The following is a 20450-nucleotide window of genomic DNA, read 5'->3' on the forward strand; positions in this document are numbered from 1 at the left end:
TTTGCGGCCCATCGCCGACAAGCCAGCTCCCACAGGTACTGCAAACCTCAAGGGTTGTGCAGACCTGTGGGAGCTGGCTTGCCGGCGATAGGGCCAGCAGAACCACCGCAGATCGCTTAATTCAACTCAATGTGTAAAACTACACAAAATGTTGATTTTGCGATCTGCCATGCCTATCCCCCCCAGCGAAGAACGCCACCTCACACTCACGGTGCTCAAGGCCGCCATCCAGGCCTTGGGCAGCGTTGCCGCACGCAACATGGAAATCCTCCTGCACGACCTGGATCACCCGGAGCATTCCGTGGTGGCGATCGTCAACGGTCACCTCTCCGGCCGCAGCGTCGGCAGCCCGATCCTCGCCGCCCCAGAGCAGGACCAAGGCTTCAAGGCACTGATGCAGGCCTCAGCGGACCAGCACGGCAGCGAGCCGGTGGTACTGCCCGACTACCCCACCACGCTGAAGGGCCGCACCCTGCGCAGCGCCACCGCGATCTTTCGCGACAGCACCGGCCACCCCTTCGCCAGCCTCTGCGTCAACACCGACGTCACCGGCCTGGACGCCGCCATGAACTTTCTCCAGCAGTTCCAACCGCTGGGGGCCACGCCTGCCGTCAACGAACCCGCCGACATGGAACTGCTGATGAGCGAGATCATCCAGGCTTCCCTGCAACGCAGCGGCCAAGGGCGGATGAACAAACAGGCCAAGGTTGAAGCCGTGCGGGTCATGCAGGAGCGCGGCCTGTTCATCGTCAAGGGCGGCGTGGAAAAGGCGGCCAGTGCCCTCGGCGTAACCCGCTACACCATTTACAACTACCTTGAACAATTACGCGGAACCAGCCAATGACCTTGCATATCCATACCCCCCTGATCGAATCCCGCTCCCTGTCGTTGGCTGCGGGCCGAAACGTCTGGCTCAAGCTCGATGCCCTGCAACCTTGCGGCTCATTCAAACTGCGCGGGGTGGGCCACGCCTGCGAAGTGCATCAGGCCCGTGGCGCCCGGCAGTTCATCTCATCGTCGGGCGGCAACGCCGGCCTGGCGGTGGCTTATGCAGGGCGCAAACTGGGTGTGCCGGTGACCGTGGTAGTCCCCGAGACCACCACCGAGCGGGCCAAAGAGCTGCTGCGCCTGGAAGACGCCAACGTGGTGGTGCATGGCAGCTCCTGGCAAGAGGCCAACGCCCTGGCGCAGACCTTGGTGGGGCCGGATGATGCGTTCATCCACCCGTTTGACGATCCGCTGCTGTGGGCCGGGCATGCCAGCCTGATCGATGAAGTCGCCGAAGCAGGCGTCAAACCGGACGCCGTGGTGCTGTCGGTGGGCGGTGGCGGCTTGCTCAGCGGCGTGGTCCAGGGGCTGCAGCGCAATGGCTGGGGTGATGTCCCGGTGCTGGCGGTGGAAACCCACGGCGCCGCGTCGCTGCATGCGGCCATGCAGGCGGGGCATTCGGTCGAGCTGGAGCGCATCGCCTCGGTGGCGACCTCGCTGGGGGCAAAGCGGGTAGCCGATCAGGCGCTGGCCTGCGCGCAGCAACACCCGGTGCACAGCCACCTGGTCAGCGATCGTGCAGCGCTGGAAGCCTGTGAGCGGTTCCTGCTGGACCATCGCGTGCTGGTCGAGCCAGCGTGTGGAGCGGCGCTGGCATTGGCGTATGCGCCGGGCGCCTTGGCGCAATACCAGAATGTGCTGGTGGTGGTTTGTGGTGGTGCTACGGCAACGCTTGAGCAAATTCGGGCGTGGCTGCAGCAAGCCGATTGAGGCTGCCACCTGTCGGTGGTGATTACGTTAGTCACATGCGCCTGTTCTACTGAGCCCGCCGCAACCGGAAAAATGCCCTCGCAACGGCGTCAACCCTGACGAAATGCGTATCGCACCCTTTCGGTCTGCGGCAAGTGAAGGCACAATGCGTGTCCTTTTTTTGGCCGGCCTGGCCGGGGGCCTTTAAATGATCAAGACGCCGTATTACCTCATCGATAAAACCAAGCTGCTCAGCAACATGGAGAAGATCGCCTACGTGCGTGAACACTCCGGTGCCAAGGCGCTGCTTGCCCTCAAGTGCTTCGCCACCTGGTCGGTCTTCGACTTGATGCAGCAGTACATGGACGGCACCACCTCGTCCTCCCTCTTCGAGCTCAAGCTCGGCCGCCAGAAGTTCGCCGGCGAGACCCACGCCTACAGCGTGGCCTGGGCCGACGACGAGGTCGAGGAAATGCTCGAGAACTGCGACAAGATCATCTTCAACTCGATCGGCCAGCTGCAGCGCTTTGCCGAACAGTCCGAAGGCAAGGTGCGCGGCCTGCGCGTCAACCCGCAGGTCAGCAGCTCTGACTACCTGCTGGCCGACCCGGCACGTCCGTTCAGCCGCCTGGGCGAATGGGACCCTGCCAAGATCGAGCAGGTGATCGAACAGATCTCCGGCTTCATGTTCCACAACAACTGCGAGAACGGCGACTTCGGCCTGTTCGACAAGATGCTCACGCACATCGAAGAGCGCTTCGGTCACCTGCTGCACAAGGTCGAGTGGGTCAGCCTCGGTGGCGGCATCCACTTCACCGGTGAAGACTATGCGGTAGACGCCTTCTGCGCATGCCTCAAAGCCTTCTCGGAGAAGTACGGCGTGCAGGTGTACCTGGAGCCGGGCGAAGCGGCCATCACCAACAGCGCCTCGCTGGAAGTGACCGTGCTCGACACCCTGTACAACGGCAAGCACCTGGCCGTGGTCGACAGCTCGATTGAAGCGCACCTGCTCGACCTGCTGATCTACCGCCTCAACGCCAAGATGGCCCCCAACGACGGCGAGCACACCTACATGGTCTGCGGCAAGTCGTGCCTGGCCGGTGACATCTTCGGCGAGTACCAATTCGATCGCCCGTTGGCCATTGGCGATCGCCTGTCGTTCATCGACACGGCGGGTTACACCATGGTCAAGAAAAACTGGTTCAACGGTCTGAAAATGCCATCCATCGTGGTCAAGCAACTCGACGGCAGCGTCGAAGTCGTCCGCGAGTTCGGTTTTGAAGACTACGTTTCCAGCCTGTCGTAAGGCCGGCTTTCCAAGTAAGGAGCAAAAGGTAAATTGAAGAAGAACGTTCTTATCATTGGTGCAGGAGGTGTCGCCAAGGTGGTGGCCCACAAGTGCGCACAGCATAACGACGAACTGGGTCGTATCGCTATCGCGTCACGGAACATCTCCAAATGCCAGGCCATCATCGACAGCGTCAAGGCCAAGGGTAGCCTCAAGATACCCGCCGACATCCAGGCCTTCTCGCTCAATGCCCTCGATGTCGAGGCAACCAAGGCGCTGATCCGCGAGACCGAATCGCAGATCGTGATCAACGTAGGTTCCGCCTTCCTCAACATGTCGGTGCTGCGTGCCTGCATCGATACGGGTGTCGCCTATCTGGACACCGCCATCCACGAAGAGCCGGGCAAGATTTGCGAGACCCCGCCGTGGTACGGCAACTACGAGTGGAAACACCTCGAAGAGTGCCAGGCAAAGAACATTACAGCCATTCTCGGCGTCGGTTTCGACCCGGGTGTGGTAAACAGCTACGCCAAACTGGCGCAGCAGCAGTATTTCGACAGCATTGATTCGATCGACATTCTCGACGTCAATGCCGGTTCGCATGGCAAGTACTTTGCCACCAACTTCGACCCGGAAATCAACTTCCGCGAGTTCACCGGGCAAGTGTGGAGCTGGCAGAACAGCCAGTGGACCAGCAACACCATGTTCGAGGTCAAGCGTACCGACGACCTGCCCGTGGTAGGTTCGCAAAACCTGTACCTGACCGGCCACGACGAAGTTCACTCGATTTCGAAGAACCTCAACGTACCGAACGTGCGTTTCTGGATGAGCTTCGGCGAGCACTACATCAATGTGTTCACCGTGCTGAAAAACCTGGGCCTGCTCAGCGAGCAACCGGTGAAAACCGCCGAAGGCCTGGAAGTGGTACCGCTGAAAGTGGTCAAGGCCGTACTGCCAGACCCGGCCTCCCTGGCCCCTGGCTACACCGGCAAGACCTGCATCGGTGACCTGGTCAAGGGCACCAAGGATGGCCAGCCGCGCGAAGTGTTCATCTACAACGTGGCTGACCACGAAGAAGCCTACGCCGAGACCGACAGCCAGGGCATTTCCTACACCGCCGGTGTACCGCCAGTGGCTGCTGCCCTGCTGGTTGCCCGTGGCGAATGGGATGCCAAGCGCATGGTCAACGTCGAGGAGCTGCCAGCCGAGCCGTTCCTCAAGGCGCTGGACGTGATGGGCCTGCCAACCCGCGTCAAGGATGAAAAAGGCGATCGTCCTTGGGACGCTGAAGCCTAAGTAACAAACAGAAGGGGCGCCACATGGCGCCCCTTCTGCGTTTCCAGGCCTGGCCTCTTCGCGGGCTCGCCCGCTCCCACAGGTAACGTGCTTCTCAGGCCTCAAGTTATCCTGTGGGGGGGCAAGCCCGCGAAGAGGCCCGTGCAGGACTACACCCTACTTCCGCGCCTCAAGAATGAGGTTGAACGGCGTCTGCGTCGCACGCCGGAACCGGCTGAACCCCGCCTCCTCGAACACCGCCCGCAACCGCGCCTCCCCGGCTTGCGCGCCCAGCCCCAAGCCCACCTCCTGCGACAGCGAATTCGGCGTGCAGATGAAGGTAGACGCTGCGTAGAACAAGCGCCCTACCGGCGTCAGGTTGCCGTCCAGCGAATCCTCGGCAAAAGGTTCGACCAGCATGACCGTGCCGTCGGCCTTCAACGCCCGATAGGCATGCTTGGCCGCCCCCACCGGGTCGCCCATGTCGTGCAGGCAATCGAAGAAACACACCAGGTCATGGTCATGCCCCGGGTAATCCTTCGCACTGGCCTGCTGAAAACTCACCCGCTCGGCTAGCCCCGCCTCACGCGCACGATCGTTGGCGGTGGTGATGGAAGGCCCGTGGTAGTCGTAGCCGACGAAGGTAGACGCTGGAAACGCCTGGGCCATGACCAGCGTCGAGGCGCCATGCCCGCAGCCTACATCCGCGACCTTGGCGCCCGCCTGTAGCTTGGCCACTACCCCCTCGAGCGCTGGCAACCACTCAGCGACCAGAAACGTACGGTAGCCCGGCCGGAAAAACCGCTCGGTACCGCTGAACATGCACGGGTGGTGGTCCCCCCAGGCCAGCCCGCCATCGCCGCGCATGGCCGCGACCAGCTTGTCCTTGTCATGGAACAGCGCAGCGATCACTGCGGCCCCACCGGCCATGTAAGCCGGGGAGTCCTCCAGCGCCAAGGCCATGGCCTGCTCTTCGGGCAGCACAAAAGAGCCCTTGTCGTGTGCCATGTAACCCGAAGCGGCCTGGGCGTTCAGCCATTCGCGCACCAGCCGCGGATGGCAGCCGGTTTTTTCCGCCAGTGCTTCGGGGGTAGTTGGCTGGCTATCGGCCATCGCTCGATACAACCCCAGTTCATCGCCCAGGATGACATTGGCCAGGGTCGCCGCTGCACCCATGTCGCCCACCAGCTTGCCCATGAAATCGTGAAGCCTTGCCTCGTCCATGACCTGCCCTCCTCTGCAAGAAGGCCATCGCCAGCGAGGGAACTCCGATCCGGGGAGGCGGTGGTCGGTTCAAGGGTTTGTGCTCGCCCTACAGCGCGTTATCGCGAGCACTCGGTAAGTCTAGATCTTCTGCACATACGCGACGAGATCCCGTCTAAATAGCGGCGGAATTCCTCCTTCAGGTAACAATTCCTAAACAAGACTGTGACATTTTTTTTCAGCTTTCTTATCAAGGAGCGGAAAGATGAAAGTCACGGTTTTTGGTACCGGCTATGTCGGCCTCACCCAGGCAGTGTGCCTGGCCCAGGTGGGGCACTCGGTGTTGTGCATGGATGTCGACGCCGAGCGGGTTGCCACCCTTAATGCAGGCCATTGCCCGATCTTCGAGCCCGGCCTTGCGCCGATGCTGGAGAAAAACCTGGCCTGTGGCCGCCTGCGCTTCACCACCGACGCCAGGGCAGCAGCCAATTACGCCAGGCTGCAGTTCATTGCAGTCGGCACACCGCCGCAAGCCGATGGCAGCGCTGACCTGAAGCAGGTTTTTGCCGTGGTCGACAGCATTCTCGAACATGCTGACGGCGCCAAGGTGATCGTCAACAAGTCCACCGCCCCGGTCGGCACGGTGCACCGCATCAAGTCGCGCATAGCCCAGGCCGTCGCCGACCCCGCTCGCTTCCAGGTAATCAGCAACCCGGAGTTTCTCAAGGAAGGCTCGGCCGTGGACGACTGCATGCGGCCGGACCGCATCATCATCGGCGGCGCCGAACCGGCCGAAGTGGAGTTGCTGCGCGAGCTGTACCTGCCGTTCAGCCGCAACCGCGAAAAACTCATGGTCATGGATGCACGCAGCGCCGAGCTGACCAAGTACGCGGCCAACTGCATGCTGGCGACCAAAATTTCCTTCATCAACGAAATCGCCAACCTGGCCGAGCACCTGGGGGCCGATATCGAAATGGTGCGCCGCGGCATCGGCTCCGACCCGCGCATCGGTTACGACTTCATCTACGCCGGCTGCGGCTTTGGCGGCTCATGCTTCCCCAAGGACCTGCAAGCCCTGCGCCGCAGCGCCGAAGCTGAAGGCTTCGAGCCGCAGTTGCTGCGTGCGGTGGAGTCGGTCAACGAACATCAGAAGGGTCGGCTGTTCAGCAAGATCCAGCGGCATTATCCCGATGGCCTGCGCGGCAAGGTATTCGCCCTGTGGGGGTTGTCGTTCAAGCCCAACACCAATGATATCCGCGAAGCCTCCAGCCGAATCTTGCTGGAAGCGCTGTGGGCTGCTGGCGCGCGAGTGCAGGCTCACGACCCGCAGGCGATGGACGAAATCCTGCGGCATTACGGCCCGCGCACCGATTTGCAGCTGGTGCCGTGCAAGGACGATGCGCTGGAGGGCGCCGATGCGCTGGTCATCGTCACAGAGTGGCAGGACTACCGTGTGCTGAATCTGGACAAAGTGCCGGATCTGTTGGCCGATCGAGTGGTGTTCGACGGCCGCAACCTGTTCGAACCCGAGCACATGGCCGCTGCCGGCCTGACTTACTACGGTATCGGCCGCGGCCAGGTGCAGCCAGCATGCCCGTACTGATTACCGGCGTGGCCGGCTTTATCGGCTTCCACGTCGCGCGCCGCCTGTGCGAGGCTGGCATCGAGGTGCTCGGCATCGACAACCTCAATGCCTACTACAGCGTCGAGCTGAAACGGGCGCGCCTGCAACAACTGTCCGGCTTCGCCAATTTCCGCTTTCAGCCCCTGGACATCGCCAACAGCGCCGACCTGCAACAGCTGTTCACCGGGCAGGCGTTCAGTGAAGTGATCCACCTGGCGGCCCAGGCCGGGGTGCGCTATTCGCTGGACAACCCCGGGGCCTATGGCCAAGCCAACCTGGTCGGTTTCCTCAATATGCTCGAAGCCTGCCGCCAGCATCCGCCGCGCCACTTGATCTACGCCTCCAGCAGCTCGGTGTACGGCGCCAACGCCAAGCTGCCGTTCAGCGTCGACGACCCGGTCGAGCAGCCGGTGTCGCTCTATGCCGCCAGCAAGCGCGCCAATGAACTGATGGCGCACAGCTATGCGCACCTGTATCGCCTACCGACCACGGGTTTGCGCTTTTTCACCGTCTACGGTCCGTGGGGCCGCCCCGACATGGCGCTGTTCAAGTTCACCCGCGCCATGCTCGAAGGCCGCCCGATCGAGATTTACAACAACGGCCTGATGGGGCGCGACTTCACCTACATCGACGACATCGTCGAAAGCATCCTGCGCCTGCGCCTGAAGCCACCACAGCCTGCCCACGGGCAACCGCCCTGCCAGCTGTTCAACATCGGCCGTGGCCAGCCGGTGCGGCTGCTGCATTTCGTCGAGTGCCTGGAGGACGCCTTGGGCATCAAGGCCCAGCGCGACTACCTGCCACTGCAAGCGGGAGACGTGCTGGAGACCTGGGCCGATGTGGGCTCGCTGGCGCGCTGGATCGACTTCACACCGGGCACATCGCTGGAACACGGCGTTAACGCTTTCGTTGGCTGGTACCGGGATTTTTACCGGGTTTGAGCCGCGCACTCACAACAAGACCACAGGTAGCCTCATGACAGACCCACTTGACCTCTCGGTACTGATCCCCGCCAGGAACGAGGTCGAAAACCTGCCATCACTGTTGATGGAAATCCGCGCCGCACTGGCCGCCGAAGACTATGAAGTACTGGTGGTCGATGACGGCAGCAGCGATCGTACCCTGAGCGTGCTGCAGCAACTGAAAAGCCAGGGTTACACCCAACTGCGCATACTGCGTCACGAGCGCTCGCTGGGCCAGAGCACCTCACTGTGGCATGCCGCGCAGGCGGCCCGCGGCCAGTGGCTGGCCACTCTCGACGGCGACGGCCAGAACGACCCCGCAGACATCCCGGGCATGCTGGCCCTGGTGCGCGCCAACCAGCCCCTGGCCGGCGGCGTGAAACTGGTCGCCGGGCACCGCGTCAACCGCCGTGACAGCGCCAGCAAGCGCTGGGCTTCGCGTTTTGCCAACAACCTGCGCAGGCGCTTGCTCAAGGACGCCACGCCAGACACCGGCTGCGGGCTGAAGCTGATAGAACGCGCAGCCTTCCTGGGCCTGCCCTACTTCGACCACATGCACCGCTTTATCCCGGCCCTGATCCTGCGCCACAACGGCCGCATGCTGGTGCACCCGGTCAACCACCGGCCACGCCATGCCGGGGTTTCCAAGTACGGCAACCTGGACCGCGCCCTGGTTGGCATCCTCGACTTGTTCGGGGTGTGGTGGCTGATTCGCCGCACCCGCCTGGACAGCCGCCCGCAGGAACTTGAAGGATGACCCGCGAAACCCTGTGGCTGATCATCGGCTTCGCCGGCCAGGCGGTGTTCACCGGGCGCTTCGTGCTGCAGTGGCTGTACAGCGAGTTCAAGCGCCGCAGCGTGATCCCGGTAGGTTTCTGGTACCTCAGCATGCTCGGCAGTGCCCTGCTGCTGACCTACGCCATCTACCGCCAGGACCCGGTGTTCATCATCGGCCAGAGCTTCGGCTTTCTGGTCTACCTGCGCAACCTGCAACTGATCGCCCGCAACCAGGAACAGAAGGACTAGCCCTTGCCCAGATTCAAGACGCTTGGGGCCGAACGCCTGGCCCTGATTGCCCTCGCCGTAATGTTGGTGGGCGCAGGTATCGGCTGGCGACAGCCGATGAATGTGGATGAGGAGCGCTTTCTGGGCGTAGCCCTGGAAATGCTGCAAAGCGGCGACTGGTTCATCCCCCACCGGGCAGCGGAAATCTACGGCGACAAGCCGCCGCTGTTCATGTGGACCGTGGCCCTGTTCAGCCAACTGACCGGCTCGCCCAAGGTTGCCCTCTACCTGCCCGGGTTGATGTCGGCGGCAACCATCACCTGGGTGCTGCACGACCTGGGGCGGCGCCTGTGGAGCCGGCGCATCGGCGTGATCGCCGCCTTGCTGTTCCTGGCCACCTACCAGAGCTACAGCATCCTGCGTACCGGGCAGATCGACAGCTTCCTGTGCCTATGGGTAGCGCTGGGTTTTTATGGCATGGTGCGCCACCTGCTATCGGGGCCGGCGTGGGGTTGGTTCTACCTGGCCTGTGCGGCCATGGGGCTGGGCATCATCAGCAAGGGCGTGGGCTTTGTGCCGGCGCTGATGCTGCTGCCCTATGCCTGGGCGGTGCGCCAAGGCTGGCACGGCGTTGTGGCCCTGCCTGGCCAAGGTTGGCGCTGGAGCCTTGGGCTGCTTTGCCTGCTGGCCGGTTGCGCGGTGTGGCTTGTGCCCCTGCTAGTGTCGATCGCCCAGGGCGGTGGCGCAGCGGAGCTGGCCTACCTCAACGAAATCTTGCTGCGCCAGACCGCCAGCCGCTATGCCAATGCCTGGGACCATCGCGAGCCATTCTGGTACTTCTTCGTCAAGGTCATTCCCAAGTACTGGCTGCCGCTGGTGCTGGCCCTGCCCTGGCTGGTACCGGCGTGGCGACGCCAGCTGCAAAAGCGCGACGGGCGCTTCTTGCTGCTACTCGGCTGGGTGGCGTTGGTGCTGCTGTTTTTCAGCTTCAGCAGTGGCAAGCGCAAGTTGTACATCTTCCCAGCGCTGCCGGGCCTGGTGCTGGCCATCGCCCCGCTGATACCGTGGCTGCTCAAACGCTGGTTGCTGGGTCGGCCGGCATGGCGCAAAGCCTATGTCGCCGTGGCCCTGATATGGTTCGCGCTGTGGTTCGCCCGCGGCTTCGTCGAGCCGCTGAAGGAGGGCCGCAACCCGCATGAGGCGCTGATGAGCGAAGCGGCACGCGCCACCGGCGGTGCCGAGCTGGTGCTGGTCAACTGGCGCGAAGGGCATTGGCTGTTTGCCCGGCAGCCCATCGTGCATTTCGGCTTTACCGGCCAATCCAGGGCGGATGCGGCGGCCTATTGGCTGCGCCACAACCCCACCGCCTTCGCCCTGATCCCGGCCTCCGAACTGGGCCGCTGCTTCAGTGCCGACAAGGCCCGCAAGCTTGGCGAGACTTCGCGGGCCGAGTGGTATGTGGTGGGTGCCGATGCCGACAACGGCCATTGCCAAACCGCTGCCCCGGGTCACGTCTACCGCTTTGCCTGGGCAGACGCGCCCGTCGCTCGTTAAAACCTGCGCCCCCGCCGTGCTACGGCGCAGCGGTGCCGGCTGGCGGATCGAGTTGCAGCACCTCGTTGGTGTACGCCCACTCCTTCAATACCTGGTCGGGGTGGTCGTTGAGGCGCGTTCCGTAGGACGGGATGATCTGTTTGATCTTACCCTGCCATTGCGGCGTTGCTACCTTGTCCTTGAACACCTTGTTGAGCACATCGAGCATGATCGGTGGCGCGGTCGAGGCACCCGGCGAGGCGCCCAGCAACCCGGCGATGCTACCGTCCCTGGACATCACCACCTCAGTACCGAGCTTGAGCACGCCACCCAATGCCTCGTCCTTCTTGATGATCTGTACCCGCTGGCCCGCCTGCCACAGCCGCCAGTCTTCCTTCTTCGCCTCGGGGAAGTAAGTGCGCAGCGCTTCGAAGCGGTCATTGTCGGATTGCAGCACCTGACCGATAAGGTACTGGACCAGGTCAAACTCGCGTACCCCGACCCGCACCATCGGCCAGGCGTTGTGCACGCTGGTACTGGCAAGCAGGTCGAGCAGCGAGCCTTGCTTGAGGAACTTGGTCGAGAAGGTGGCGAACGGCCCGAAGAGGATCATGCGCTTGCCATCGAGCACCCGGGTGTCCAGGTGCGGCACCGACATGGGTGGCGCACCGGTGGCGGCAATGCCATAGGCCTTGGCCATGTGACGCTGCGCGATAGCCGGGTTGTCGGTGACCAGGAACGAACCGCCGACCGGGAAACCGGCATAGTCCTTGGCCTCGTCAATCCCCGACTTCTGCAGCAGGGGTAACGCCGCACCACCAGCACCAATGAACAGGAACTTGGCGTCGGTGGCCGCCTTGCTGCCATCTTTGAGGTTCTTGTACTCGACATGCCACGAGCCGTCGTCGTTACGGGTGATGTCTTGTACTTCGGTGGACAACTTGAGGTCGAAGTTAGGCCGGGTCTGCAGATAGCCCACGTACTGCCGGGTAATCTCGCCAAAGTTGACGTCGGTGCCAATCGGCGTCCAGGTTACCGCCAGTTTCTGGTTGGGGTCGCGCCCCTCCATCATCAACGGTACCCACTTGCGGATCTGCTCATGGTCCTCGGAGTACTGCATGGGCTTGAACAACGGGCTGGCCTGCAGCGCCTCATAACGCTTTTTCAGGAAGCGGATGTTGTCGTCACCCCAGACGAAACTCATATGGGGCGTGGTGTTGATAAACGAATGCGGGTTCTTCAACACCCCCTGCTTCACCTGCCAGGCCAGGAACTGGCGGGTGACCTGGAACGACTCGTTGATCTCCACCGCCTTGCTGATGTCGATCTTGCCGTCTTTTTCCGGGGTGTAGTTGAGTTCGGCGAGGGCCGAGTGGCCGGTGCCGGCGTTGTTCCAGCCGTTGGAGCTTTCTTCGGCGACCTTGTCCAGGCGCTCGACCATTTCCATCGACCAGCCCGGCTCCAGTTCGTTGAGCCAGACCGCCAGCGTAGAACTCATGATGCCGCCGCCTACCAGCATCACATCGACCTTCCTGGTTTCTGCGGCCTGGGCATTGAACATGCCAAAGGCCAAGGCCAGCCCGGCCAGCGCCAGCTCCGGCTTCAGGGTAATTTTCATAACCTTTTCCGCGCCTCGTTGCTATCCGTAAGTCCAGCCACAAGCTTAGCTGACGGATTTAGTCGGGCATGGCTGGCGCACAACCACTTGCAATCAGACACATCTCAAAATACTGTATGAATATTCAGTACAGTGAGACAGCCTCATGCAACTCATCGCCAAACTCGGCATCCTTGCCGACGCCGCCAAATACGATGCATCTTGCGCCAGCAGCGGTGCACCCAAGCGCAATTCGCGCGGCGGCGACGGCCTGGGCGCTACCAACGGCATGGGCATCTGTCACAGCTACACCCCCGACGGCCGTTGCGTGTCGCTGCTCAAGGTACTGTTGACCAACTTCTGCCTGTATGACTGCCAGTACTGCGTGAACCGCCGGTCCAGCAACGTCCCCCGCGCGCGCTTCAGCCCTGAGGAAGTGGTGCGCCTAACCCTGGATTTCTATCGACGCAATTGCATCAGTGGCCTGTTCCTCAGCTCCGGCATCATCCGTTCGGCGGATTACACCATGGAGCAACTGATCCGCGTAGCCCGCTTGTTGCGCGAAGAGCACAACTTCCGCGGCTACATTCACCTCAAGACCATCCCCGATGCCGACCCGCTACTGATCGAAGAGGCCGGCCGCCTGGCCGACCGCCTCAGCGTCAATATCGAACTGCCCACCGACGCCAGCCTCAAGCGCCTGGCGCCGGAAAAACACGCGCATACCATCCGCCAGGCGATGGGCGTGATTCACCAGGGCCAGCAAGCCGTGGCCAACGAACCCAAGGCCCCGCGCTTCACCCCTGCCGGGCAAAGCACCCAGGTCATCGTCGGCGCCGACAGCACCGACGACAGCACCCTGCTGCGCAATGCCGAGTCGCTGTACCAAGGTTACGGCCTAAAGCGCGTGTACTATTCTGCCTTCAGCCCGATCCCCGACAGCCCGGGCAGCGTGCCCCTGGCTGCACCGCCGCTGCTGCGCGAGCACCGCCTGTACCAGGCCGACTTCCTGCTGCGTGGCTACGGCTACAAGGCAGGTGAACTACTGGGACAGAGCGGCAACCTGGCGCTGGACATCGACCCGAAACTGGCCTGGGCGCTGGCCAACCGCGACATTTTTCCGCTGGATGTAAACCGCGCCGAGCCTGCGCTGCTCGCGCGTATTCCCGGTATCGGCCTGCGCAGCGTGCAGCGCCTGGTCGCGCTGCGCCGGGAACGGCGCATCCGCTATGACGACCTGATCCAGCTGCGCTGCGTGCTGGACAAGGCACGGCCGTTTATCGTCACCAGCGATTACCGCCCAGCCCAGTCCGAGCTGCGCAGCGGCTTGCTCCGGGCGCGTTTGCGTGAGCCGCAAGCACCAGTGCAGATGGGGCTGTGGGGATGATTGCGCTCGACTGCGATGACCGGTTCGCCACCTGGCGGGATCAGGCCCGCGTGTTGCTGGGGCATGGCATCGACCCGTCGCAAGTCACCTGGTCACAGGGCCCGATGGCAGACCTGCTGGCAGTGCCTGCGTCGCCCCCCGAAGGCCCTGGCCCTTTTCGCGCCAAAGTGCCTGCCGCGCTGCTGGACCAGTTGGAGCAGGCTGCCCGTTACTGCGGCGAGCAACGCTGGAGCCTGTTGTACGAGGTGCTCTGGAGGGTGGCCCATGGTGACCGCACGGCCATGCTGGCGGGCGACCGATTGGGCAGTGAACTGCAACGGCGCATCAAGCAAGTCAGCCGAGAGGCGCATCACCTGCATGCGTTTGTGCGCTTCGTACCGTTGCCAGAGGCGTTGGCAGAACGCCTGCAACTTGATCTGGTCGCTTACCACGAACCGGCACATGACATTCTTGAAAGTGCCAGCCCCCATTTTGCTGACCGCCTGGGGCGTTTGCGCTGGTTGATCGCCACACCACAGGATGGCATTCGGTTCGACGGCCAGGTGTTCGATTACCAACGCCGATGCCCCGAGCGCTGGCAACAATGGGCGCGCAACGCTGAAGACCCAGGCGCCGAACTATGGCGCACCTACTACCGCCACACCTTCAACCCCGCCCGCCTCAACCCCGATGCCCTGCGCCTGCACATGCCCGGGCGGTTCTGGCGGCATTTGCCGGAAGGCATGCTGATACCGCAACTCGAGGGCCTGGCCCGCCAAGGCAAACAGCGGGACGGCCAAGCCGTTGAAGTTGCCGCCAAACCCGGCAAACAGATCAACGCGCCAGCAGATAGCTGAAAAAAACTGTCTCACGTGGTCTTGCATGGCGTCTTAAGGCTTGCACGATCACTGTTGGAGCGGGCGCGCCCGCGAACACGGGCGCAGCCCGTGCCGTCCACCGCGTTGCCTGCTTCGCGGGCATGCCCGCTCCCACAGGTACGGCGCAAGCCCAGGTCACACGCCCCTCTTACAGCAGCCACCCAGCATCCCCTTCCTCAAGCACACCACCGTGATCCGTCCGGTCGCCTTTGCGGGCCACCGCCGCACCTTCGATCAGGAAATGCCCGGCCCCACTCTCTATCACCGCGCCACAGGTTGTCCGGTCACCTACCCTGGCAACCGCTCTGCCGTTAAACGTATACGTAGCACTACCGCTTTCTACCTGGTTTACCCCATGCAGCGGACAGTTGTGTTGGTGGCCTACAAGTACAACCGGGTTCATAGGGCTTCTCCTTCAGACGGTGCAGTACGGGATTCGCGATCTATGGCCTCCGGCCAATGAACCTTCGGCGCCAGGCAATGCATGTGGCTCAAGCCATCGTCATCGTTCCAGTCGCGGGGTGGGTGCACGAATTTTGGCAGGGCTTCGGGGCCTTGTTGCATGAATAGCCGGGCGATGGCCCAGTAGGCCTCGCCGTGGTAGAGGTCGTGGGTGAAGAAGACGCGATCGATGACTTCGTTGCTTTCAGGATTGCGCACCGACAGCATGACGTTTTCTATCAGGCCGCCGTGGCCGGGGGCATAGACGCGATAAACCTCGGCGGTTACGTCGTCCCAGTTGTAGGCGACAGGTTTGACGCCCCAGTGTTTGCGGCTGAAAAGATAGATGTAGTTGAATCTAAATTGGTAGAGATAGATTTTCCGACGCAGGCGATTGAAACGAATGGGTTCGTCCCTTGGGAGCATCAGGTCCATCTTTACATGGGATGCAATTGCCCACATGGCGATCGGCGGCAATAAAACCATGACGAGGCAAACAAACCAGTCACGCGACCAATTAACATTCAACATTAGCGAATATAGATATATGGCCATTCCAAATGATATGACTAAAGTTGCCCCTCCTACCAGAGCCGCAACACCACGCAAACTGACACTCGACCTCGGAAGCTCTAGGCACACATCATCAAGATAATTCGGCGCTGGCTTAACATCCTCAATACCAAAACGCGGAGCTGACTGCGAATTCACATCAGGCAGATCATAGCTCCAAAACAAAGCCCTATCCCAAAGAGCTCTAGGCTTGGCTTTCACTCGTTAAGCTCCTTGACGCAAATCTCAATATAAGCATCCGGCAGCGCTGTATCTGGCCAGTACATTACTAGCAGCGTCGCAGCACCTATGGTGTGCGACCCGATAGTCGGCATCAGCTCTGCAGCCCCAGTGATTTCCAGCCAAGATATTGCCAAATCCTCTGACCTCTCGGATTTACGCTTTCTATTCACTGAAATATTTTTTCTATAGTCGGGTAGTCTGGGCTGAGAGAAACCAGAAAATCTTGCCGCTTTAGTGAGAGCCTCAATCGGGAGAGCCTGATATTCATCCACAAGCACAGTTTCTCCACCAAAGAAGTCGGGAAAATTGCCATCACCATGCCGATGCACTACGAGGACCAAGCGAAAAGCTGAGCATTCATCACTGTAACTAGGTAACACGACTTGAAATTTAAGTTTATGCTCTAACTCCAAACTGACCAACCCTCCTATCCTGGGCGCAGCCGAATTGATTGACCGATTGGACTCGAAGTTAATCACCGCGCAAACACCCAGGGTCGCCGCATTAAGCTCTGCAAACGCAATATCCGCATATTCCGGGCTGCCCCAGAATACGGCTAGCTTATCATCAGCTTTGCCAAAGCAGCAGCGTCGCGCCCATCGCTCCAAGGCTACAGATTCGTTTCCTTCAGCCCACTTGCTGATTGCGTACGCCGTGAGCGCCAGCATCACTGCCAACCCTAAAGGCCCTAATATGAGCGGTTTAAATACTGCATATACAAATACGCCAGTTGAAACGGTGAACCCAAATCCCGCCCCGATATATATAGCTCCGGCTCTGTTGTCTCCTGCTGCTAGCACGCGCTTTGCTGCAGCAAATGCTTGCGCCGTATCGAATATCCCGGCTATTGCACTAATAATTGCACCAAACTTGATTAGCGAAACGCCAGTTCCCGCCGCGCCCTTAGCCCCGGGTATTGACCTCAGCACGAGCCCAATCAGCTCAATTTGCCCGCCCAGCAACCCCAATTGCGAACCCTGCAACGCTAACTTGGCCTCATGCGCCTTGGGCCCAATCTCCGCTTCCGCTTTTTCCTGATTCTTGGCCAGGCTGTCGTATTGCAAGTACAGCCCTCCAATCGCCAGCAGTACTTCCCAGCTTCCCGCCACACCCCGCAAGCCGCGAAAGCCAGTCCGCACCAACTCCGCCGCCTGCTGCGCAGTGATCTTCATCCTCTGGAACACCTTTCGCGCATCCGGCTCTAGCGTCCCCGCCGCCACCGAGATATCCACCAACGCCCGCTGCGCCAAGCTGCTCGCCTGGGTCACCTTCATGCTGGCTTCCTCAAACAACCGACCCTGCACGTCCGCCGCAGTACCCTCGACCCACACCGACACACTGATCATGGTGTTGGTAAACCGCGGATCCAGCACTGCCAGGCTCATCAGCCCGTGCTGGATGATCGGCCGCACCTTGTTCCAGGCCCTGGTTGAATGAATGTCGATGTCATCAATGTTGCGATGCATCCGGTCCCTGGCCTCGGCGATCGAGGCGTTGGCCTTGTGCTGTAATTCGCGTAAATGAGCACTCTGCAGGGCGTAGTACTCGCCCAGCTTCATCTTCACTTCCAGCTCGATCAGGTGCACGCCGTTGTAAAGGAACTGGGTTGCACTGTTCAGGTGCCGCACAGCAGTCTGAATGCCAGGGGGCAAGTTGGGCGACAACCGTTGGCTGGCGGCGTTGAGCGCGCCTTGGGTTTCGGCGATGGCTTGCTTGAGGGTGTTGCGCATGCGCAAGCCGGCATCGTCGCTGGCGATGATTTTGCTCAGCATCGAATAAAGCTTGTCGCTGTCATTCCAGTTGATGGTTTCGGCAGCTGAAAAGCTGGGAAGCAGGCCAGCCAACAACGTACGGTCGCGCATCAGCAATGCGCGGTAGGGTGGGCTGTCTGGATCCTCTAGCCATTTCAGCCAGAGGGTTTCGCTGGTGCCGGCCGCAGCAGCCGCGCCAGGCACAATCGCCTCGGTAATGCCGCCACCCAGGCACAGCGCCATGGTCTTGGCATACGCCACGCCAGACTCACGATGATCGCCGTCGTAGTCGTACTGCTCGGCCACCTTGAACATGGGCGTGTCGAACAGCACGGCGTAAGCACGGGCGTCCTTGTCGATGTAGTGCTGAAACTCGGCTTCCTGCTGGTCATACCCGGCCTGGAACGCCGCACGTTGCGGTTCGTGGTAGCGCTGTTCGAGTTTATCGTCGCTGTCCTTCATCGCTTGCTCGACCATACGCGGCCGCTCTACCGTAGGGTCAATCGGTACAAACGGCCCTCTACCCGCCATCGGCTCCAGCGAAGGCACCTTCTGCGCTGCCCACTCCCGCTGCGTGGCGCGAATGACCTGCAGGATCTGCGAAGTCTGCAATTGGTAGGCACGCATGGGGTCTTCGCGCCAGACCTGGCGCTTCACCACCCAGTTCAACCGCTGATGGTTGAGTTCCTGAATCAGGCCAACGGTATCGTCGAGCACCACCGCCAGCACGCCGTTCTCCAGCTTGTGCCGCTTCATCGCGTTGACCAGGTACCCCTTCAAGGCAAACCTACGCAGCTTGCGAGTGTGAAAGCCATGCGCACTGTCGAATGGCGAGCACCCATGCTGGGCGTACTCAAACACCTCCTTGTCGACCTGCAGGTTATCCGGCGTCATGGCCATGCCCAGTAATTCTGGGTTGTTGCGGGCTTGCGTGAGGTCGACCCCCTCGAAGCGGTGCGCAGGCGCCTGGCCTTTCTTGTAAGCATTCAGCACGCTGACCGGCCAGGCATCGCTGGAGAAGGCCAGCCAGGCTGTGCCATACCGGTCGGTATCGATGTTCAGGAAGGCCGAAGGGATATCGTGGTTCTCATTCACACACTTTTCGGGCAGCGATGCGGGTAGGCCGTCTGACGGTTCGTAGGGGTTGAAGCGCCGCAGGTGGCCCTGTTCGCTGACTTCGTAGGCATGCCAGACCTGCTGATCGAGCAGCACATACAGGTAACCCAGGCGCAAGGTGCGCAGGCCCATCCTGGCTGAAACGTGCAGGCTACCGGCGACGGTGGTGAGGCAACCTGGGCGCGCATCCGGCACCAGGGCGCGGCGCAGCGGTAGTATCGGCAAACCTTGCCGCTCGCAGGCCATGCACTGGTCAGAAGGGAGCCCGGCTTCGGCTGTCGCAATGGCGATACGTTGACTGAGGGTCATAAGCGCCTCTCGTTTACTGGGAGGGGGTCGATCAGGCGACACCATTGCGCCTCGGAATAACGAGCGAGCATTGGGGCAAGTGGACGGCGATCGTTGACGGCTGCCTCAACCATGCTGCGCACTGCAGCAACGGCATTCAGCTTGGGATGGATGCACAGGTGATGAAGAGCGAAAACCGTGATGTCCTCCTCTGCGCTCAGGCCCAACGCTCGCGCGTCGTCAATATGGTTTGATACACGCACGGCGGCTAATGGCGGTATCTGGCACTGGCTCGCGTCCTCCGAGCCCGCACGCAGCACTCTCCAGACAGCCAGCACGCGCTCGACCAACCCCACATCCTCCTGAATCCGCTGGGCAGGCTCCGGCAAAGAGTGCCGCGGTCCGCTCTGCCCTTTGAGGTGGGCCAACCTTCCACCGCTACTCAGGAACAACCAGCTGTTGATCGGCCACCACGGGCCATGCTCGACCTGCTTGAACGTTGCCGCGAGCAGCTCCAGGCGAACGGGTTCATAGACTGGGTAAAAGTTGAAGTGGCGCTTGGCATCGGGTATTTGGCACATGGCCGTGAGGTGAGCGGCTACAGTGGCCGGTGTTGCCTCGCTGAACAGCCAGCCACTCAAGTAGCGTCGGTGCTGGTGCAGCCCTCTGTACGCTGCACGAGCCGTCAATTCGAGCAAGTCACTGCGGGGAAAAGATCCGGGCGAGGCCAGGCAGGCCAATACCGGGTGCAGGTGAGGCACATGGGCCAGATCGGCCCTGTGCACACGCGTCAACGCCGCTTCGCCTAACGTTTCGCGCAGTCGGGCAAGCAAGTTTTGGTCGCTTCCAGCCGTAACCGCCAGTGGGTCTATCAGTACATGGCAATGCAAATGCGCCGCATGGTGCCCTTCAATGCTGCGGGCCAGGTTCTCGATCTTCATGCCTTGACCTCGCACTTGTTACTGCCATCAGCCGTAAACTCAAGTGACTGACTATTGCCATCCCCCTTCGCTACCGCCTTGGTCTGCCCCTGCAGATCGAGTGTCAAGCCGTTGATGGTAATGCCCTGGGCATCCAGCACGATGCTGCCGCCGGGGCTTCTGAACTCGATGCGTTCACTGGCCAGCAACTGGTAGACCGTCGTGCGTGTTTGCACCCCCTGTCCGACGCTGATCGATTGAACCCCTTTGATCACAAGCTCGCTGTTGTTGCCGATGACAACCCGCTGGTTGGCGCCCGTTGACTCGCTGCGGTTGTTGCCCACTTGTTCGTTCAGGTCATGCTTGATGTCCACACGGCTGTTTTGCCCGATGACCTGGGTATGGTCACGGGCCGTGTCCTGGCGGAAGTTGTTGCCGATGGTCAGTTGCTCATCCTGGCCAACTTGCTCCACTCGATTGCGCCCGATAGTCGTGGTTTCGTCATTGCCCACCACATTGACCTGGTTCCTTTGGGCATGGATGAACACTTCCTCCTTGCCCAGTTCATCCTCGAAACGCAGTTCGTTGAAGCCATCGCCCTTATGGGTCTGGCTCTTGATGGTCATCCGCGTCTTGTGCTTGGGCAGGTCATACGGCGGCAGCTGATTGCC

18 protein-coding genes are annotated in these 20450 nt (G+C 61.4%); 11 read left to right on the forward strand and 7 right to left on the reverse strand.

What is annotated here, in order from left to right:
• Positions 1-169: 169 nt before the first annotated feature.
• The 4 genes from WF331_RS18350 to WF331_RS18365 all read left to right on the forward strand — a co-directional run bounded on the left by WF331_RS18350 (position 170) and on the right by WF331_RS18365 (position 4321).
• Entirely contained in the window at positions 170-844 is a 675-nt protein-coding gene (locus WF331_RS18350; RefSeq protein ID WP_016499945.1) for a helix-turn-helix transcriptional regulator, read from the forward strand.
• Positions 841-1758: a pyridoxal-phosphate dependent enzyme gene (locus WF331_RS18355; RefSeq protein WP_016499946.1), complete on the forward strand. Its 918-nt coding sequence runs from the start codon at positions 841-843 to the stop codon at positions 1756-1758. Before WF331_RS18350 ends, WF331_RS18355 begins: the two co-directional genes overlap by 4 nt.
• A gap of 187 nt (positions 1759-1945) precedes the next feature.
• Positions 1946-3043, forward strand: a complete 1098-nt coding sequence (gene nspC / locus WF331_RS18360; RefSeq protein WP_340623188.1) for a carboxynorspermidine decarboxylase — start codon at positions 1946-1948, stop codon at positions 3041-3043.
• A gap of 33 nt (positions 3044-3076) precedes the next feature.
• Positions 3077-4321, forward strand: coding sequence for a saccharopine dehydrogenase family protein (locus tag WF331_RS18365; protein WP_340623189.1), 1245 nt, complete (start codon positions 3077-3079; stop codon positions 4319-4321).
• Positions 4322-4477: 156 nt separating this feature from the next.
• Here WF331_RS18365 and WF331_RS18370 read toward each other — a convergent pair whose 3' ends face one another.
• Positions 4478-5524: a class I SAM-dependent methyltransferase gene (locus WF331_RS18370; protein WP_016499948.1), complete on the reverse strand. Its 1047-nt coding sequence runs from the start codon at positions 5522-5524 to the stop codon at positions 4478-4480.
• Between the two features lie 244 nt (positions 5525-5768).
• On the opposite strand from WF331_RS18370, the gene WF331_RS18375 reads away from it, so the two are divergent.
• The 5 genes from WF331_RS18375 to WF331_RS18395 are packed head-to-tail and all read left to right on the forward strand — an operon-like array spanning position 5769 to position 10648.
• Entirely contained in the window at positions 5769-7106 is a 1338-nt protein-coding gene (locus tag WF331_RS18375) for a UDP-glucose dehydrogenase family protein (RefSeq protein WP_016499949.1), read from the forward strand.
• Complete coding sequence (locus tag WF331_RS18380) at positions 7094-8068, forward strand: NAD-dependent epimerase/dehydratase family protein (protein WP_284399312.1); 975 nt, start codon at positions 7094-7096, stop codon at positions 8066-8068. Before WF331_RS18375 ends, WF331_RS18380 begins: the two co-directional genes overlap by 13 nt.
• Before the next feature lie 34 nt (positions 8069-8102).
• Entirely contained in the window at positions 8103-8846 is a 744-nt protein-coding gene (locus WF331_RS18385) for a glycosyltransferase family 2 protein (RefSeq protein WP_284360219.1), read from the forward strand.
• Complete coding sequence (locus WF331_RS18390) at positions 8843-9115, forward strand: lipid-A-disaccharide synthase N-terminal domain-containing protein (protein ID WP_016499952.1); 273 nt, start codon at positions 8843-8845, stop codon at positions 9113-9115. Before WF331_RS18385 ends, WF331_RS18390 begins: the two co-directional genes overlap by 4 nt.
• A gap of 3 nt (positions 9116-9118) precedes the next feature.
• Positions 9119-10648: an ArnT family glycosyltransferase gene (locus WF331_RS18395; RefSeq protein WP_340623190.1), complete on the forward strand. Its 1530-nt coding sequence runs from the start codon at positions 9119-9121 to the stop codon at positions 10646-10648.
• A gap of 19 nt (positions 10649-10667) precedes the next feature.
• On the opposite strand, the gene mqo is transcribed toward WF331_RS18395, so the two are convergent.
• Entirely contained in the window at positions 10668-12245 is a 1578-nt protein-coding gene (gene mqo / locus WF331_RS18400) for a malate dehydrogenase (quinone) (RefSeq protein ID WP_284399304.1), read from the reverse strand.
• Between the two features lie 145 nt (positions 12246-12390).
• Between mqo and WF331_RS18405 the strand changes: the two genes are divergently transcribed.
• Together WF331_RS18405 and WF331_RS18410 are read left to right on the forward strand one after the other, a co-directional pair.
• Positions 12391-13611, forward strand: a complete 1221-nt coding sequence (locus WF331_RS18405; RefSeq protein ID WP_016499955.1) for a putative DNA modification/repair radical SAM protein — start codon at positions 12391-12393, stop codon at positions 13609-13611.
• Positions 13602-14447 carry a TIGR03915 family putative DNA repair protein gene (locus tag WF331_RS18410; protein WP_284360214.1) on the forward strand — a complete coding sequence of 282 codons (846 nt, stop codon included), beginning with the start codon at positions 13602-13604 and terminating at the stop codon, positions 14445-14447. Before WF331_RS18405 ends, WF331_RS18410 begins: the two co-directional genes overlap by 10 nt.
• Before the next feature lie 169 nt (positions 14448-14616).
• On the opposite strand, the gene WF331_RS18415 is transcribed toward WF331_RS18410, so the two are convergent.
• From WF331_RS18415 to WF331_RS18435, 5 genes are all read right to left on the reverse strand, one after another.
• Complete coding sequence (locus WF331_RS18415) at positions 14617-14871, reverse strand: PAAR domain-containing protein (protein WP_284360212.1); 255 nt, start codon at positions 14869-14871, stop codon at positions 14617-14619.
• Positions 14868-15683, reverse strand: coding sequence for a DUF6708 domain-containing protein (locus WF331_RS18420; protein ID WP_284399301.1), 816 nt, complete (start codon positions 15681-15683; stop codon positions 14868-14870). Before WF331_RS18420 ends, WF331_RS18415 begins: the two co-directional genes overlap by 4 nt.
• Positions 15680-18880: a T6SS effector BTH_I2691 family protein gene (locus WF331_RS18425; protein ID WP_340623191.1), complete on the reverse strand. Its 3201-nt coding sequence runs from the start codon at positions 18878-18880 to the stop codon at positions 15680-15682. Before WF331_RS18425 ends, WF331_RS18420 begins: the two co-directional genes overlap by 4 nt.
• Positions 18877-19800 carry a hypothetical protein gene (locus WF331_RS18430; RefSeq protein ID WP_016499961.1) on the reverse strand — a complete coding sequence of 308 codons (924 nt, stop codon included), beginning with the start codon at positions 19798-19800 and terminating at the stop codon, positions 18877-18879. Before WF331_RS18430 ends, WF331_RS18425 begins: the two co-directional genes overlap by 4 nt.
• A partial coding sequence (locus tag WF331_RS18435; RefSeq protein WP_445324919.1) for a bacteriophage T4 gp5 trimerisation domain-containing protein occupies positions 19797-20450 on the reverse strand: 654 nt, incomplete at its 5' end. The genes WF331_RS18435 and WF331_RS18430, both read right to left, overlap by 4 nt.

The organism is Pseudomonas sp. YNh (genome assembly GCF_037993085.1).
Classification (GTDB): domain Bacteria; phylum Pseudomonadota; class Gammaproteobacteria; order Pseudomonadales; family Pseudomonadaceae; genus Aquipseudomonas; species Aquipseudomonas putida.